The organism is Adhaeretor mobilis, from assembly GCF_007741515.1.
GTDB lineage: Bacteria > Planctomycetota > Planctomycetia > Pirellulales > Lacipirellulaceae > Adhaeretor > Adhaeretor mobilis.
In genome coordinates, this window is record NZ_CP036263.1 from 2,133,708 (window position 1) to 2,150,344 (window position 16,637).

General features: G+C 53.2%; 14 protein-coding genes. 5 read left to right on the forward strand and 9 right to left on the reverse strand.

The window, feature by feature from the left end; translation table 11 throughout:
* The first annotated feature begins 350 nt into the window (after positions 1-350).
* From HG15A2_RS08340 to HG15A2_RS08360, 5 genes are all read left to right on the forward strand, one after another.
* On the forward strand, positions 351-1,571 hold the full coding sequence (locus HG15A2_RS08340) for a hypothetical protein (protein ID WP_145059638.1): 1,221 nt from the start codon (positions 351-353) through the stop codon (positions 1,569-1,571).
* 307 nt (positions 1,572-1,878) lie between these two features.
* Entirely contained in the window at positions 1,879-2,313 is a 435-nt protein-coding gene (locus HG15A2_RS08345) for a tyrosine-type recombinase/integrase (protein ID WP_145059639.1), read from the forward strand.
* A 198-nt stretch (positions 2,314-2,511) separates the two neighbouring features.
* Positions 2,512-3,351, forward strand: a complete 840-nt coding sequence (locus HG15A2_RS08350; RefSeq protein ID WP_218932416.1) for an adenylate/guanylate cyclase domain-containing protein — start codon at positions 2,512-2,514, stop codon at positions 3,349-3,351.
* Complete coding sequence (locus HG15A2_RS08355; RefSeq protein WP_145059641.1) at positions 3,348-3,842, forward strand: Pycsar system effector family protein; 495 nt, start codon at positions 3,348-3,350, stop codon at positions 3,840-3,842. The genes HG15A2_RS08350 and HG15A2_RS08355 overlap by 4 nt, the downstream gene beginning before the upstream one ends.
* A gap of 151 nt (positions 3,843-3,993) precedes the next feature.
* Positions 3,994-4,215 carry a hypothetical protein gene (locus HG15A2_RS08360; protein ID WP_145059642.1) on the forward strand — a complete coding sequence of 74 codons (222 nt, stop codon included), beginning with the start codon at positions 3,994-3,996 and terminating at the stop codon, positions 4,213-4,215.
* A 1,043-nt stretch (positions 4,216-5,258) separates the two neighbouring features.
* Here HG15A2_RS08360 and HG15A2_RS08365 read toward each other — a convergent pair.
* From HG15A2_RS08365 to HG15A2_RS08405, 9 genes are all read right to left on the reverse strand, one after another.
* A complete protein-coding gene (locus HG15A2_RS08365) occupies positions 5,259-7,703 on the reverse strand; it encodes a coiled-coil domain-containing protein (RefSeq protein ID WP_145059643.1) in 2,445 nt (814 codons plus the stop codon).
* Between the two features lie 26 nt (positions 7,704-7,729).
* A complete protein-coding gene (locus tag HG15A2_RS08370) occupies positions 7,730-8,140 on the reverse strand; it encodes an ExbD/TolR family protein (RefSeq protein ID WP_145059645.1) in 411 nt (136 codons plus the stop codon).
* Positions 8,137-9,024 carry a MotA/TolQ/ExbB proton channel family protein gene (locus tag HG15A2_RS08375; protein ID WP_246117911.1) on the reverse strand — a complete coding sequence of 296 codons (888 nt, stop codon included), beginning with the start codon at positions 9,022-9,024 and terminating at the stop codon, positions 8,137-8,139. The genes HG15A2_RS08370 and HG15A2_RS08375 overlap by 4 nt, the downstream gene beginning before the upstream one ends.
* A 59-nt stretch (positions 9,025-9,083) precedes the next feature.
* Positions 9,084-10,748 (reverse strand): LamG-like jellyroll fold domain-containing protein, encoded by a 1,665-nt coding sequence (locus tag HG15A2_RS08380; protein WP_145059646.1) that lies wholly within the window; start codon positions 10,746-10,748, stop codon positions 9,084-9,086.
* On the reverse strand, positions 10,745-11,302 hold the full coding sequence (locus tag HG15A2_RS08385; protein ID WP_145059648.1) for a sigma-70 family RNA polymerase sigma factor: 558 nt from the start codon (positions 11,300-11,302) through the stop codon (positions 10,745-10,747). Before HG15A2_RS08385 ends, HG15A2_RS08380 begins: the two co-directional genes overlap by 4 nt.
* 239 nt (positions 11,303-11,541) lie before the next feature.
* Positions 11,542-12,507, reverse strand: coding sequence for a hypothetical protein (locus tag HG15A2_RS08390; RefSeq protein WP_145059649.1), 966 nt, complete (start codon positions 12,505-12,507; stop codon positions 11,542-11,544).
* 517 nt (positions 12,508-13,024) lie between these two features.
* Positions 13,025-14,740, reverse strand: a complete 1,716-nt coding sequence (locus HG15A2_RS08395; RefSeq protein ID WP_145059650.1) for a family 16 glycosylhydrolase — start codon at positions 14,738-14,740, stop codon at positions 13,025-13,027.
* Between the two features lie 187 nt (positions 14,741-14,927).
* Positions 14,928-15,770 (reverse strand): hypothetical protein, encoded by an 843-nt coding sequence (locus HG15A2_RS08400; protein ID WP_145059652.1) that lies wholly within the window; start codon positions 15,768-15,770, stop codon positions 14,928-14,930.
* Between the two features lie 102 nt (positions 15,771-15,872).
* Positions 15,873-16,619: a PEP-CTERM sorting domain-containing protein gene (locus tag HG15A2_RS08405; RefSeq protein ID WP_145059653.1), complete on the reverse strand. Its 747-nt coding sequence runs from the start codon at positions 16,617-16,619 to the stop codon at positions 15,873-15,875.
* Between the last annotated feature and the right edge of the window lie 18 nt (positions 16,620-16,637).

Sequence of the window (16,637 nt, forward strand, 5' to 3'; positions counted from 1 at the left end):
GACCGTGAAATTTCCTGCCCCGCCGGCCGGGCACATTTTCGCCAGTCAAGTTGGGACCGCGGCTTTTTCAGCAGCAGTGAACGGGGGGACGCTAGAGCGTTAGGTGGCACTACGGAAACGGGTAACCAGCCATTCAGGTTTGTTTCATGCTACTTCGAGCCGCATTCGAGCTCTAAAGCCAAGATTTCATTATCCTCCCACCCCAGGAAATCAGTGGGATTTAGAAAAAATCGTATTTCCCCCCTGAGAAAATGTTGCAAACCGCAATTTATTTGCTTAGAACTAGTCAATGGTCGCCATGATCTGTATGGCGGTGTTTCGGTAACCTCTTTCATATTGGGGACTGGATTATGCGATCGACAGCTCTTCTGAAGTTGACTGGTGCGGCGACTCTCGTTGCGTTGATGGTCACAAGTAACGCCTGGGCTACGATTCCTTACGGATCGGTAACCCCGGGACTTCCAGCACTCGGGCCGGGAATTGCGCCTCCAAGCACTGTGCCAGGAAAAGAATACTCTCACGACATTGATGAGGAAGTAACCGCCGTCGGCGTTGCACCGGATCCGAAGCAAGTGATCGCTTGGGATGGCTCTGGTGGCGTGGCCAATGGGCTGGATTTCTCGCCGCCTGTCTTTCCGACTGTGCTAATAGACTTTGAGATCGACGCTATTGCGAATCACGATGACTTCCTCTTCAACCAGTTGCTCTCCGACGATGCTCACTTACTATTCTCGCTAGACAAAGATTTTGTTTTGTACACGCCAGGAGGGCCAGTACCTTCGATGCTGCCACCGGGCACCCCACCCGGAGTAACGTTGGCTAACGGCAATGTCGTTGGGGGCTCAGGTGAAATTTCTTATGAACTGGGTGTCTTTGGCGGCGCAAATGCACCCGACACGCAGGGCCTTTGGGCAAGCCAGGCCGCGATTAATGGTATGCCGTTTCCCGATGACCTGGACGGACTGGAAATTTGGGGGCCCGAGCCCGCACTCACTGCCGATACCGATAAGCTTTCGTTACGGCTCGACGCTGCGACCGGGTTTGCTGGACCTCCGGTATCAGTTTTCAATGGCGACGGCACACCCTACATCGATCTTCCCACAATCACTGCTGCGGTGACTTCACTGCTAGGCCCCCTCCCCACCAGCATTGAGCCAGATCGCCTTAACCTCGACGCGTTGATGGTGAAAGATGTTTTGGGCGAAGACAGCAGTTTTGATGGCGACCCTACGGGCGGCGGTGCTGACCCCGACCGTATCATCTTTAGTATCGACCAGATCCCCGATCCGGCCGACCCTGATGGCTACTATGCTACGGGTAGCGAGCTTTTTGTCCTCGATGCCGCGGGGGGCGCGTTCTTCCTGGCTCACGGAGGACACCTCTGGGACCACGGCTACGCGCTAAGTACTTTTAGTATCGGCATGCCCGGCCCTGATCAAAACTTTGGCGTGTTCGACATCGATGCCATCGAAGCAGTTACCGCGGGCGTTGTACCTGAGCCTACTACTTTAGTTCTCGCGTTCAGTGTCGTTATGGGCGCTATGCTGTTCACCCGGCGACAAACCGCATAGCAACCTGCTAGATCAGAAGGCTAGAGGCGGCATTCGAGAATCAAGCTTCGTGGGGCTACCGCAGTGCTTCGGACTTCAAGCCGAAGAGCGCACGCTCGCGGCTTGATTTTTATCGTTCGAATTATCAAGGCCACCCACTCTTCCTGCCAGTAGTTTTGCCGTAGGTTTCTATTCTGCACTAGGTGTTAGTCCCAACGCATCAGGACTTGAATTGGCGGGCCTTGTTTCCGCCCCATGCTAAGCACACCCGACTGAAGAATAAGACGGGACAACACAGTAGCGCACGTGAGGGTGCAAATACCCGTGTTTGCGAAACGAAGCCGAGAAAGGTTTTCAGGATCGACAGTTACCGATCACTCCAGATTTTACTGAGTGGCTACTTCTCACTCCCTCAGAGCGGAGGATGGGGAGTGTCTTTGTTGTTGCTGAGCAGCAAAAGAGGCTTGATACTGTTAGTAAGACGATTACTAAGATAGGCAAGGAATCGCGTGTCGTTGTAAATAAAGAGCAAAGTAAGTTTGCTTCTGCCCATGACCTGAGGAGAGCTTTTGGTACGCGTTGGGCGGCGAGAGTGCAGCCCGCTACTTTAAGAGAAATCATGCGGCACTCGTCTATCGATACGACAATGAAATTCTACGTTGATCTGAACGGAGAATCGGTAGCGAGTGAGCTGTGGGGAAAAGAAACGCCTTCTCAGGGTGGTGTGAATTCAAAGCTTTTCCTTGGGCGCTTGCATACCTAGGGAAGGCAATCTGCTGGAATTTTGTTTGTCGAGCGACTACTCCTGAACAACTGGATTTTTCGGCAAGGAAGCCTATGCATGGTGGTGGCGTTCTAGTTGCATCGAATGCCACATGCTAGTATGCATGGATATTCAAGCAGCCCTGCATTCGAACCGCTGAAACACGCAATACGCACGACGAGAACAAGGACGAGATTGATGATAGCAAGTTTAGACGAGGTGTTTGACTTCGCCAAAGAACAGTACAAGCAGGCAAAGGAAGGGGCTGACAAGATTGTCTTTCCAGTTGAGAAGTATTCACGCGAATTTAGCATGAGCGAAGGCAAGGAGAGGGGAGGTGTTACTATTAATGCTTCTGGACATAGCATCACCGATTTGCCTCAATATGACATCCTTAAGAATGCAACAGGTCTCTCAGCTTGGGCTGCCATACTCAACGTTGACCTTCGCTATTCGTCTCAGATAGCAATGGAATACGGGGCCGAGAAAACGTTTCTGCTGATGCATACCTATTTACCAACCATGGCTTTCCTGGTGGAAAAAGGCGGTGGCAATACGGTTGGCTTGCGCGGAGATGGTCTATTTGCTGCTTATGGAGTAACTGAGCTGGATGGGGAGAAGGAAGTTGTTGATGGTCAGGCGGCGGCAAAGGCAGTTCAAGAAGCCACGGATAGCGGCAAGGCAATGATCGAAGCGGTCGAGGATGTCCTATCTGCAGTTCTGAAAGATGAGCGGCTGGGGGATCTGAAGATCGGTGTGGGCGTTGACGTCGGCAGTGTTGTGATTACAAGAATAGGTCTCAAGAGCGCAAGTGAAGTGACAGCTTATGGCCCGACGGTCAATCGTGCTTGTAAAAAACTTGCAGCAAAGGCAGTAAATAAAATTCATGTATCACAGGCTGCGGAACGCATGTTTCCGCAGTCAAAAGGGGGAAAGGTCAAGTTCACCAAATTTGATGGTTATTTTGAGATGCACTATCCCTCAGATGTGCGTATGCTCGACGGAGAATCAGACAGAAGATCGGGGAGTCGAAGATGAGCGAAAATACAGACGGTTTTTTGTGGAGCGTTCACGGATACTTGAATGAATACATTCGGTTTGCAGACACGAAGGCATCAGCTGTCATTGCCTGGTCAGGAGCTTTCCTTGGGACGCTCGTTGCAACGGATTGCCATGGGCAGATTTGGGGCGAAAAGTTCTTTAGCTATTGGGTGACATGTATGACGCTCGGCGCATTCGTGCTACTAGGACTTGCGTTCATATTTGCAATAGTCGTTGTTGCCCCTAGCTTAAGTTTCGACAAGCAGGCCAAGCAAGGCTTCATCTACTGGGAATCGATACGGCAGTTCGAGTCCGGTATAACCTACTCAGGAGCAGTTAGCAGTTGCAACGACCTTGGTGAGCGTGTCGCACAGCATAATTACGAGCTAGCGGACATTGCGAGGAAAAAGTTTCGCTTGGTCAATTGGAGCATTCGGCTAGCAGCTGCGGGCTCGGTTTTGGGCGTCTTAACTATTTTCTGTGCATAGCTACGAGGCCTGCCAGGGTAATTCAAGTGAGCTTGGGTCTAGCCTGTGAGATGTGGCACAGGGTGACCTGTGCGGTGACTCTCCCCACTGGGAGAAGAAGCATGACACTCAAGAGCGTAGCGTAAGTGTCCTAGCTGCAACATGTTACAAAGTGCTCCCTGTAGGAATCGAACAACATCAAGGATTACCGGAAGAAACGGCAGTTTCCGATTCAGGCGGCGCAGAATGCGGCGCAGTTGGCGCACAATCGGCCAAAGTGGATGCCGATTTGGCCGAGCTAATCGACCACTGGGCAGACCTCCCCAATGCAGTGAAAGCGGGCATTCTGGCAATGGTGCGGGCTGGGGAATACATAGATAGCTCCCCATTATAGGTCCTCCGCAGGGGTACACCGTGGGGGCTACGCAGAGAGCCGAGCATGCGTGATATCGATCTAGAAATTTGTCGGTCGTTTCCCAACTTCATCTCTGTTCGTGAGTGCCAATCCTGGGTAGACGACCCCGAATTTCGCTATCGGTGAAAGATCATCGTTACTGCGATGCTTCCGTGTGAAGTCTCGGCTACCGATCTGGCCGGCCCGTACTGTATGACGTGAAACAATCACACGACTTCTCGTCATTGAAAGTAACCCAGCAAATGGACATCTGGCGGTGCAAGACTCTATAGATTGTTCGCGAAGCGATCTGGACGCGTTTGCGTACAACCTAACCCTCACCATCACGAGCCGCTCGAGTCACCGAGCAGGTATGCTTCCCACGGAGATCGGCTTTGAAGCAACGGCACAAACTCTGAAGTTTTTCAGACGTTCATTGATACACCGAACTGTCGCAGTCATGACGATCGGCTAATGCTGTGTGAACAACGCATTTGTAAAGTGCCAAGCGTTGTTGCAGCTGCTAGCAGGAAGGCACTGTACAAACTTCAGGAGGTCAGCTTTTCCAACTGACGAGATGAAATCCAGAACTGGATCAAGGAATGTTCCTTTCGAGCCAAGTCCATCTCACCAAGGCGAGTTTTGATTCAATTCTGTGTGAGATGAGCGAGGTCAAGCGTTCAGTTAGTTGTCACTGTCAAAATGGCTTTCGGCTTGGGATAGTCCGGTCGAGTCAAACTGATACCAATGTTGGAGTAGCGATTGAATTACCGACGATCCCAGCGCAGGAAGTTATCACCGACGCGGGAATCGTCGTTGGATGACTTGCTGTAGATCATGCACCCTCGCTGACCGCGAGAACTCGCCATGTCTCGATTCCTCAGGAGATTGCATCCTGACATATCTTGGAAATGGGCTTTGCGATAGCCCACGACTTACGGACAGCTACTGGTCAGATGCTCCAAGTAGGTACCTCTACTCATGACATAGATTGACTACTGCTATAAGAACATTGTTCTTGGCAACTGTAACTTCCGTGCCTGTCAATTCGTTTTTGAGGTTACTGGTTGTACAGCAGCTTGCTGATCGAGACTAACGCAGAGGCTGAATGCCCATGGACCTTGTCCGTTTTCGACGCGGTACAAGATCTTATTTAATCCTGCTTGGAATCTTACTCGCCGCATCCCCTCATCGATTCGCCATACTTTCAGCGTGTCGGAACTGGACCAAACGCGGATGTCGTTGATCCAAAGGTCGGACCGGTCGTCGCTTCCGACAGCGATCCAGGCATCTGTCGCCGACTCGAAATGTAGCTCCGTCCAGGCGTAGTAGATGACGTAATCGCTCTGGAGATGTCGTGGTGCAATTTTGGCTTTTGTACTTTGATAGAATTCCCATCCGATGAGAGCATCGCTGGCCGAGGAGCGATACTTGGCATCCAGATCAACAAGGCTCTCGGGCGGAAATTGCTTATGGATATTGGCTCGACCGGCATTGTCAAACGGTCCCAAGATGTACCACGTATCCACATACGTCCAACCGGAGCTTGGCACGCCACCCTCGCCGCTGAACCGTCGCGCGGGCACCGCTCGCGCCATGTCTCGCGGTGACGGGGGTGCCTCCTGTTGAGCGGCGCCGATAGTCGTGGATTTGATCTTCGCTGGAGAGTCAGCCCCGCCTGCCCCCGCCAGTTGCGCGGGTGGCGACGGAGACTCTGCGCCCTGCCGCCCGCTGCGTTTTGCCATCACGGCTGTCATGTCGCTGACCGCACCGCCTTGCTCTTCGGCAGATTGGTTATTCTCTCGCGCTGCGTCCTGCTGTCTATCGGCCAATGAGATCTCAAGTCCTTCTTGCTGCACACCGAGAGCTTGGGCCAGCAAAGACTTGGCAAAGTCGTCCATTGTCTGTGCCTGCTGGTTCGCCTGGGTCAAAGCATCGAGATTGCGCTGCATCGCCGCTTGTGTGCGAGCATTTTGATCCAGAGATGCCTCATCCAAATCAGCACGTTCAGGAAGTGCAACACTGACCATCTGACGCGCCTCGCTGGGTGTCATTTGTTGCACCAAAGCCAATTCCGCCGCTCGAATATCCTTGAACCGCTCTGCAACTTTGCGTTCGAGATCACGTGCGAGTTGGAATGCTTCCTGCGTGGTTGCCAGGTTCGTGGTCGCGGCAGTGCTGGCGGGGGGGGCCGTCAACTCGAAGGCTTGACTCGCTGCAATCGCTTGTTGCTGAGCCGCGATTGCGTCCGCCAACTTTTTTTTGCTTTGTTCCCCTGCCGTAGAAATCAACGCTCGCTGTCGATGGATCTCCGACTCTTGGGGCACCGCCTTTCGTTGCTCATTAGCTAGCGCGGTCTCTGTTTCTTTTAACCGCTTTTCGCTGAGACTGATCCGTCGGCGTGCCACTTCGGCTCGGTGCTCCGCGGTCTTTATTGCGTTCTCAGCGACTTTGGCTTGATGCTGCTGCTTCGCGATGTTTGTACGACCGTTTTGTTGCTGGCGCAACTTGGTCTTTTCGTTTTGAAGTGCGGCAGACAAGGCGTGCTGGGCAGCAACCTGCTGTGACTTCACGCCCCCCTGACGAGCCTCTTGCAACTTTGCTTGGGCCGCTTGAACATTCTCGCGAGTCTGCTCGACGGCCTGACCAGCCGCCTGGTGTGCGGCGTTTGCGTCGGCGAGTTTCTCGGTCTGTGACTCCTGAGCTTTCTTAACCGTCTCGATTCTGGTCTCTGCGGCTAAAAGCTCTTGACGTCGTTGCTCTAACTCTTTCGCGATCGATTGCAATTGCTCCTGGCGTCGTTCGATTGATTGCTGGCGATGTGTCACTTGACCTTCAGTTTGACGAATCCCCTCGCGCGCCGCGGCCACTTCTTGGGCGTTCAGACGAGCTGCGGCCAACTGCTGACTGGCGTTCACTTGAAGTTCAATTAGTTGCTCGATTGCTTCAGTCGGGCCACCAGCTAGAACCTGGGCCGTTGCCATCTCAGCTAGGGCCTTTTCTGCGGTCAGCTGTTCCTCGATTGCCTCATCGCGTGACTCGGTGAGTTGCTGGGAATCGTCAGCCTCAGCGGCTGCTATCGCTTTCTCTAGCTTTTCATTCGCGTCCTGTTGAGCCTGCAATGCCCGTTGATGTTCTGCTGTGAGGTCGTCTGCAGCGGACTCAGTCTGTTCAGGATACGCCTCACGCAACTCTTGGGTTTTGGCCGACGCCAGCTCTTCAATCTCGACGAGCGTATCTTCCAGTGACTCAACCGTTCTATTTAGCTCCCGTGCCTTCAGCTCACGTACCTTGTTGCTGAGCTGTTCCATCCGCTCCACGCTGGTCACACTGGGCGAATTTGCTTTAGTGATTTGCCGTTCGCTCCTAGGCCGCAATAGGAACAAAATGACCAACAGCAAGCAAACATGGAGGGCGATCGATCCAACGAGCCAACGAGGCGACGAGGTGCCGCAATAGTGGCTACGCGATGGCTCCTTCGCATTCATGGTTTCCTCCGGGATAGGAGAGAGCGTCAGTTTGGGTCTGCAACATGAACCGCGACATTGGGAATCGAGCGCATTTTCAATGCCTCCAGCACTTTAACCACATGCTCAAACGGTGTTTTCCGGTCTGCGTCGATACGCACCGGTCGTTCCCGCTCGTTCGCAGCGAGCTCGTCAAGTTGGCGCATCAAGACACCCGGCGTCGCTGCGTTTCCGTCGAGATACGTGCGACCCGTGATGTCGACCGCAACCACTAGGGTTCGAGGATCTGTAGCGACTTCAGCTGCTTGCATTGCGGGCGGCAAATCGAGGGGCAACTGTCGCTCCAACTTTTTCAGTGTCGTGGCTACAAGAAAGAAGATCAACAAGAGGAATACACAGTCGATCAGTGGTGCCATTTGCGGTTCGACCGATTCTTCTTCGGCAAGTTCGGTTCTCATGGTACGTCCTCGTTGGGAGAGGTCGTAGCCTTGGCAATCGATTCTTTGGGGGTTGGAGATGGCTCGGCAGGGCTCAGTAACATCCAATCGCTAATCAAGCCGCTGGCTGCTTGGTCCAAGGTCGCGCTGCCAAAGCCGATTTGGCTCTTGAGCGTCTGGTAGATGAACACGGCTGGAATCGCGATGATCAGTCCCACTGCTGTCGTGACCAAGGCCTTGGCAATGTCATCAGCAAGAATCGACGCATCGCCCATGGAGCCGGCGACCGCGACGGTTTCAAACGCACCAATCATCCCTAGCATCGTTCCGAGCAAGCCGAGCAACGGCTCCAGCGTAGCTACGAGCGCGATCGGAAATAGCCGCTGCATGTGCCGGCGAATTTCACGAGCCGCCACATCTCCAGCCAACTGCGACACAACTTGGTAGCCGGCAGTTCGGTGACGGACGACCTCTTCGATGACGAGCCCAAAGAGACTGCCGTCCTTTCTTGCCGTTTCGATGAGCTCGTCGTATTTTCCTGCCTTCCATAGTCGATCCGCTTGAGCGACCAAGGCGGGCGGAACCAACGACTTGCCCCGCAGATGCACGAACCGTTCCATCGCCACCGAAAGTCCAACGATCGAAAGTGCGATTTGCAAGAAGACGGTCACGCCACCCTGGCGGAGCTTGTGAACCAGCTCATCGAGTGTGCTGGCCTCCCGTTCGCTCTCCTCTTCAAGAGAGGAATCTGCCGTCTCGTCAGCCGCAACAGACTGAGACCATGCTAGGGGCGCTGACAAGCTCCCAATCAGTATAAAAGCAGCCAGTAAGCCAACGAAACGCATCAGGATCTTCCAGGAATGGTGAACTAAAACGATAGGCAATGGTGTAGCGTCAGCGATCATGTGGAGCGATCCGCATGAGGTCAGATCGCCGAGCCGAAGCCTAAAACCATAGAAAACAGCTAATACCCGAGGGGCTTCCCTTGCTCATACAAGGCTTCTATTTCTTCGTCTGCGAGCGCTGCATTGTAAATCGCTAGCTCATCCACCATGCCCTGTAAATTACGTACCGAAAACCAAGGCGTCTTGCGAAAAGGTTGCCCCCAGTTGCCGATTTCGGCGGGACCAATTCGGAGTTTTTTGATGTAGTATTCGTCGGTAATCTCCTGGCTACTCACCTGCTCACCATTCAAATAGTGCGAGACTTCCCTGCGGGCTGGGTCATAGACCGAGGCCAAGTGAATCCACTGCCCACTCATAGTGACATCCCAAATAGGCTCGCTGTAATAGACCTCATGCAACCCGGCATCCTTGACTTTGGGTCGTTGGATTTCTTGCGTGTCGTCGACCATGACAGAGAACATCAGCCGACCGTCATCCAGAACTTGCCAATGCGGCTCGCCATTTTCATAGCCGTCGGTCAAGAACAACGCATTGTAGCGATGCTCTAGGCTATCGATTTTGGCCCAGCATGTGAAGGTGAAGGCCGAATACTCGCCATCGATCATGACTCGCACCCGAGAGCCTGGCCGATGAAAACCAAGGCAGGGCGAGCTGGAACCGAAACGACCAGCAGACTGGCTGACCATGCCAACCAACGCTCCATCGCGTTGCTCGTTGTCGGACGCAGCATTGCGGATCATACGCCCCTCGGAGAGCTCAGGGATTGGGTAGTAGGCGATCAATCGCTCGTCCAAACGGCGTTTCTCGGAATAAGATTTCCATTGCTTGAAACGTCTTTGCTTGGCGGCCTCGCTGAGCAACCGAAAATCTTTGACCGTACTAAAGGCTTCGAGTGACTTTTCGTCGCCCTCGCCCTTGAGCCAACTCGACTGACCTGTGACAAGATGGTTGCCATGGTGCTCACCACCGCGAAGTTCCACTTCACCGTTAAGTACTTCCACGCGAGCATGCTCGCTATCAACGTTTAATGAAAACTCTGTTCCCAGGTCGAAGATTTCCGAATCAGCAGTTTTCACAGTAAAACCGCGGGCTGCCGGTGGAACATTGGCAAGCAAACGGCCTTTCAAAAATCTCACCGACCAGTCCGATTCCAGTTTCATCTTTGCGGGGCCTTCCACCAGCAGTCGTGCGCCGCAGAAGAAGTCAATCTCGACAATTCCTTTCTCAAACTCCAGAATCCCAGCCGACAAGACATCTCCGTCGCGATAGGAAGTCGCGCCGGCGGACCATTCGATATCTACGGAATTGCGGAGGGTAGCGTAGCCAGCGATTGTTCGTTCTTGGTCTATCAGCTGATAGTCGTCGTTAGGAGTGAGCTGAGCTGTGTGCTGCGAACCCGAACCGTGACCAAGCGTGAAGGCAATGCCACCAACCAACAAGAGGAGAGAGGCGGCTAGGGTAAGCCAGAGAGCCGAAACAGGCAGCGACCACGCATTCTTACTTGGCATCAGCACGGATCGGTCCTGCTGCCCCTCACCGCTAAGAAGCTGACCACGTTCTTCGGTCGCGAGTTCTCCAAGGATCTCACTCAGATTCAATGCCCTAAGATACTCATTGCGAACGAGGTCATCCTTTTCAATGGCGTCTTGCAGGCGATCAAAGTCAGCAGGCGAGATCGACTGGTCGATTGCCGAAAAAATAAGATCGTTTAGGTCTTTGTTCATCCTTGGTCCCTCGCAGACATTTGTTGCTGCACACACTGGAGTAAGGATTTTCGCAGGGCAACTAGTTTGCTGTACAATCGCCGAGCTTTCTTGTTATTCTCTCTGGCGATTTTAGCAATGGAATCGCCTGGTAGGTAAACGCTCATAATCAGCCGTCTGTTCTCACTGCTCAATTCCTCAAGGCAATGTTCGAGCGAAGCCTTCTCCGCTTCATAGTTGCCAAGCTTGCTCATCGCGGCATCGGCCAATTCATTGACAGCACTTTCTCGAAACACAAGCCGGTCTCGCGAATAGTCTCGCTGTCGACTGAGGACTTTGTACCTAGCGATGACGCAAGCCCAACGAACAAACTCCGTGGAGGCGCTCTCTGAATCTTGGGGCTTGAAATCATCAAACTTCTTCCAGCATTCCAGTGCAGTATCTTGCAGCACATCGTCCACCTCGTCCCAGCCAGGCATGAGTGATCGCACGAAACGCCGGATTGAGTGATCGTTTCGGGCAAGCAAGCCGACCAATTCGTTGTACTGCTCGTCCTTATCTCGAGGTGTGTCCATTTGTCATGTCAGCCTGCCAGTTTGGGTCGCTCCAGCCAATGCGGATTGGCAATCGTCTAGTGCCGTGCAAACGCACTGAATCCCTCCGCTAACTATATTCCAGAAATTGCGGGATTTACCAAGGAATTCTACGCTCTAGGCTGCTGAATAAAAGAGTGTTGTAAGAAACACGCTCTAACGAGTACGTTCTCGCCGGACTTCTCGTATATCCCTTGCTACCCGATTGGGTTCAGTTCGAGCTATCTGCTCCTTCGCACCGCCCCAGACAGACAAACCAAAAGTGCAAGCGAGGACATACCCAATGTGGATGGTTCAGGTACATTCGCGGCACTGGCGACGGACGGTCCGCCGTCGCCGTATTCAGCTTGCCAAGCGCTCAGAGCAGTCGGCGTTCCGATGGAACGTTGCCATTCGAGGAAGTCGGCGCCGTCCACGTCGCCATCGTTGTCGAAGTCGCCCGTCGGATCTCCGGTTGAGGCTGCGGTCACGCTAACGTTGTCGATATAGGTTCCCGGGTGGGACTGTGAGAGAACGAAGAAGTGGAGGCCAACATAGTCATATTTCGAAATATCATTGCCATCTGTGCTAAGCCCGCTAATATCGAACGTCGTGGTAGAGTGTACAGCAGAACCATCTGCAACCCCGAGAACACTAGGATCATCGAGATCCCACTGGTTGAAGAATCCTGCTGGGGATTCAAAACCGTTCGTGAAATCGACCAAGCTTGCGTTACCTTCTAGGTTGCCAAACTTTCCCCCAGTCGTACCGGAGAAATTAAGTGCCGAGGTGGAGATTCTATCGGTTGCTGCTCCTCCAGCGTCACTGTGGTAGCCGAAAACATTGTACGAGAGCGTTAAATCATCGCCCGTTGCTCCGATGGCCGTCCAGTCGAAGGAAACTGTTATTTGGTTGCCTGATTCTCCGTCTCCTACAGCTTTTACGATTGCGACTCCCTTCTGCTGGTTGCCGGTAAGGGCTTCTAAACGGCCGTCCTGAATTGCCCAATCCGCAGCGGCTCCACCGTCCCGGGCTGTCCAGTTGCCGATGTCCTGACGTTCATATCGATTCGAGTCCAGAACTCCAATAGCTCCGCTTGTGAAGTCATCGTCAATCAATACGCCAAACGATGTTGCAGGCATCGATGTAAGTGCCACGGCAGTTATTAATAGTGCTTTTGCAGCCAGGGCAAATTTGAAGTATCTCATTTTCATAGTTCCTCATTTAAAAAGGATGTACGATCAGAACCGCGGCGCCCAAAAAGCAAGGCAACCACTACCAAAAAACCTGGCCGATGATGAACTGGATCAATAGACCACAAGCGTCACACTTGGATATTCCTATTCCAAACCAACTTCTCTCAATAAACTTTAATTTCCTCGCTTCACGGTCGGCAATGTAATCAACAATCAGCTGCACTACGTCGCATGGCACTCTTCTGCAAGAACGTAATGCTACGCTGGAGACTGCTAGATAACCCCCACCGGGCCAACCTCAGGGGAGGAGTTCGTTGGCTTGGGAAACTACTGAGACACGCAACCAGCGACAACTTGAATGCTCAGCAAAATACATCGGGCGCTCGTTCTTCCATTAGGATTTTCCCCAAATGCTTCCTAATCGGAATACGAAGCTCACGCCAGAAGGCTTTGCCTCAAATTGTACTTCTCTCCAGCGGCTCCTTTCCTCGAAGTTTCCCCTTAGCACGCTTTGGGGGTTTCTGTAGTCTCAGGGGCATGCCGACGCTCTAAGCTGCCTGCTGCTTCGCCCAGCCCCAGACAGACAAACCAAAAGTGCAAGCGAGGACATACCCAATGTGGATGGTTCAGGTACATTCGCGGCACTGGCGACGGACGGTCCGCCGTCGCCGTATTCAGCTTGCCAAGCGCTCAGAGCAGTCGGCGTTCCGATGGAACGTTGCCATTCGAGGAAGTCGGCGCCGTCCACGTCGCCATCGTTGTCGAAGTCGCCCGTTACCGGGAGTGGAGTCAAGGTGTCGTAGAGAATGAAATCATCGATCACCGCGCCGGATGCCGAGTTCGCACTCCAAAACCCAAAGGCGCCCGCCGCGTCTCCCAGACTTACTTGCCCAGCAGACGCGGTAAACCCTGAATGGACATTTGTCGCATCCCCATCGACGATCCAGAAGTATCGATTGCCAGCGACGTTGCCACTCCAGCCGCTCGGCGTCTCAAAGTCTTCGGCTGTCCCACTATTGTTCCAAATGAGCTCGTAGGTTCCTGCCCCTTCGTCAGCTAGACTGAATCGTGCGATCGCATGGGCGGAATCACTAAACTTCGTATTGCCGATTTGAAAGTTCCCACCGATCGGAGTCGAACCATCGGCTGCTACGGTGAACGAGGCATAGCCAACCTTACTGTTAAGTATGCCCGCGTTATCGCCCCCGGCTCCCCAGCCTGAACCGTTGGTGCTCAAGGTCACGTTCTCGTTAGTGTTGTCGAGTGAGAATCCCTGGCCCGTATTCCATACTAAGTCAATCGTTGGTTCGCTGAAGTCGTCTTCGAAAACAGCCCCACTGAGATTCGGGCTCGTCGGAGAATGGTGCCACACTCGGATGTAGTCGATTTCGAAATCTTTGGGCAAGTCAGCTTCTGCAGGTACTCCGTGCCAGGGAAAGGTTGCCGAAGAGGTCCATATCTGTAGAGGGTCGTCGATCGCCCAGCCTCCTGGGTAGGCTGTTTCGATCTCTGCCTTCGTGAAGCTATCAAGGAGCTGGCCATTGACATGAAACTTCAGATAATTTGCGTCCCATTCAACGCCATAGACGTTGAAATCGTCGGCAACCCGGAAAGGCAGTTGTCGGCGTGTTGTCCAGGTCGAGACGCCTCCAGCCCCAGGCGACCAATCATGGATTGAGGACCACATCTCTGTCTCAAGATGGTCGATGTTCGGCAACGAAGGATTACCCAGGTGTTCAAACACATCAAGTTCTGACTCATTGCCCAACATCCAGAACGCACTGGAAACCGAGGCGTCTGCCGCCTTGGCTCTGATTTCCATATAGCCGTGGTGAAACTGGCGTTTGCCAATCACAGCGGCGGTTGTGAATTTCTCGTAAGGATTGCCATTAGGATCAACACCTGAGTAGGGGAAGTTGGGATCCCATCTGGTTTCTAACTTGAGGTTCCCGCCTTCCACACGCACGTTATCCGTAGAGAACGCAGAGGGCGCAAGGCCCCGCCAATTTGAGTAGTAGTGACCATTGGTACCTTGGATATGCCACTTCGAGGTGTCGAGCTGAGTCCCGGCGAATTCATCGCTAACCGACCCGTTGAGGAACCAATTACCACTATTCGAGGGATCATAGGCGGGCAGTTGGGCGTGCGCATTTTGGCCATGCTGAAAGAATGCAAACTGGCCTAAGCAGCCCACAATGACGACCGATGTAATCCGTGCAAGTAGCGGTTTCCAAGTTCGACACATAAAGTAGATCCACCTGCACTGTTAAGAACGCCTGGGGCTAACACCAAACGATGCCAATATCATCCTCGGTCTTCTGCCGCATTGTGAATGCGGTTGCCAGTGAAGAACAGGCGGCATCAGCAACCGGGTCTGCCCCGCCCGGTCACTGAAGCTGCCTACACACCTGGTGGAACTTCGAGGATAATCCTTACCGTCGACGTCTGCGGGCCAATGCCCCCAGTACAGCTGGAAGCGCCAAGTACAGCGCCGCTGGTTCCGGTACTGCCGAAATCGCTGGCAACGAAGCACTGGTGCCATAGTTGTTTGCCCAAGCGGTCAATCCAGCGGGCGTTTCGTCATCAAGTTGCCATTTGAGGAAATCGGCACCATCCACGAAGCCATTGCCATCGAAATCTCCTGGAAGGCCCGCTTCGGCCTCGAGCGTATCCCAGATGACTACATCATCAATCACAGCATTCTGGTCGTTACTGTTAATCCAGAATCCAAACCGATTGGCTGGATCTCCTGTGTCGATATTTAAAAACGCAGTTGGCGTACCCCAACTAGGGTTGCCGACGTCTCCGTCTTTGACGACTGCCCATGCATCTCCGCCGATCATTCCGGTCCAGCCAGGTATGGCGAAGCTCTGAGAGACGCCGCTGTTATTCCAGATGACCTGATAACTTCCAGCGCCAGAACTGGCTAGATTAACCCGTGCGATGTTGTCGGCCGTATTGTTGTAGGTGCCGTTCCCGATTTGAAACCATCCTCCAATCGGATTCTCGCCATTATCGGTAGCCGTAAATGAAGCATATCCAACCGTGCTGTTGAGCCCTCCGACCCCAGTCTGGTCCCCTTTTGATCCGAAACCTCCGCCAAAGGTACTCAGTAAGACGTTTTCATTGGCGGCACTGTAGAAAAAACCTCCCCCATGGCTCCACACCGCAGTATCAAGTGAGCCACCACTAAAATCGTCGTCAACAACGACAGCAGCCGTCGCCGTTGTGGCGACCCAGCCCAAGAAAATTGATGCTAACAGTAGCTTCTTCATTGTTCCACTCCCTCGTAGTAATAAGGCTTCAGGATGGCGTGGCGGCTTGGCAATGCACAACCAAAACCGCCACGCTCAATCAAGGCGGATTAGCTCCAGAGTTTAAACACGTCGACGGCCCACCAGCAAACCAACCATCCCGAGCCCGAACAGGGCGATACTCGCTGGCTCTGGGACAGGATCGAATACAAACGCTTCGTCACGGTATTGAGCGTTATCAATGAAAAATGCATCAACAGGAGCATCGACCGTCCCACCATTGTTTACCCATATATAGAATCCGTCGAAATTACCGGAGCTTAATAGGTTCCCTCCATCTACGTCTTTGACGCCATCAATCCAGACGTCAAACTGGCCGTCGGCAAGGCTGCCTCCATTGTAGTTGACCGCACTGCCAGAGACATTGCCGACAATGTCAAAGTGGACAACGGCATCGTTGCCGACAGTGCTAGGCAGGATGTCATAGAAGATGGCGTCCCCGCTCCGACTCAGACCGGCCCGCAGAAAACCGTCTGAAGCGGCTGTAGTGTCGGCATAGAAATCAAACGACATCGTCGCGATGGTTGAAGGCGTCTGCGCGGGTCCATTTCCGAAAGTCCACGGATTCCCAAAGCCATTCATCCTCAAATACTGATTGCTCGCACCGAACGGGTCCCCTGCATCCTGTACCGAATGAGAACTCGCGGCACCGCCAGTCCATGCTGGGGTAAGAGACCCCGCATTGTCCCCGACGCTAGCGCCTTCGAAGTCTTCGTCATAGATGAGTGCCGCCTGTGAAGTAAGTGCGTTTAGTGATAGTGCAGCAACTACAGCTGCAGCCAAGCTAAACTTGACGTATCTAATTTTCATTACTCCCTCTCTTGATAA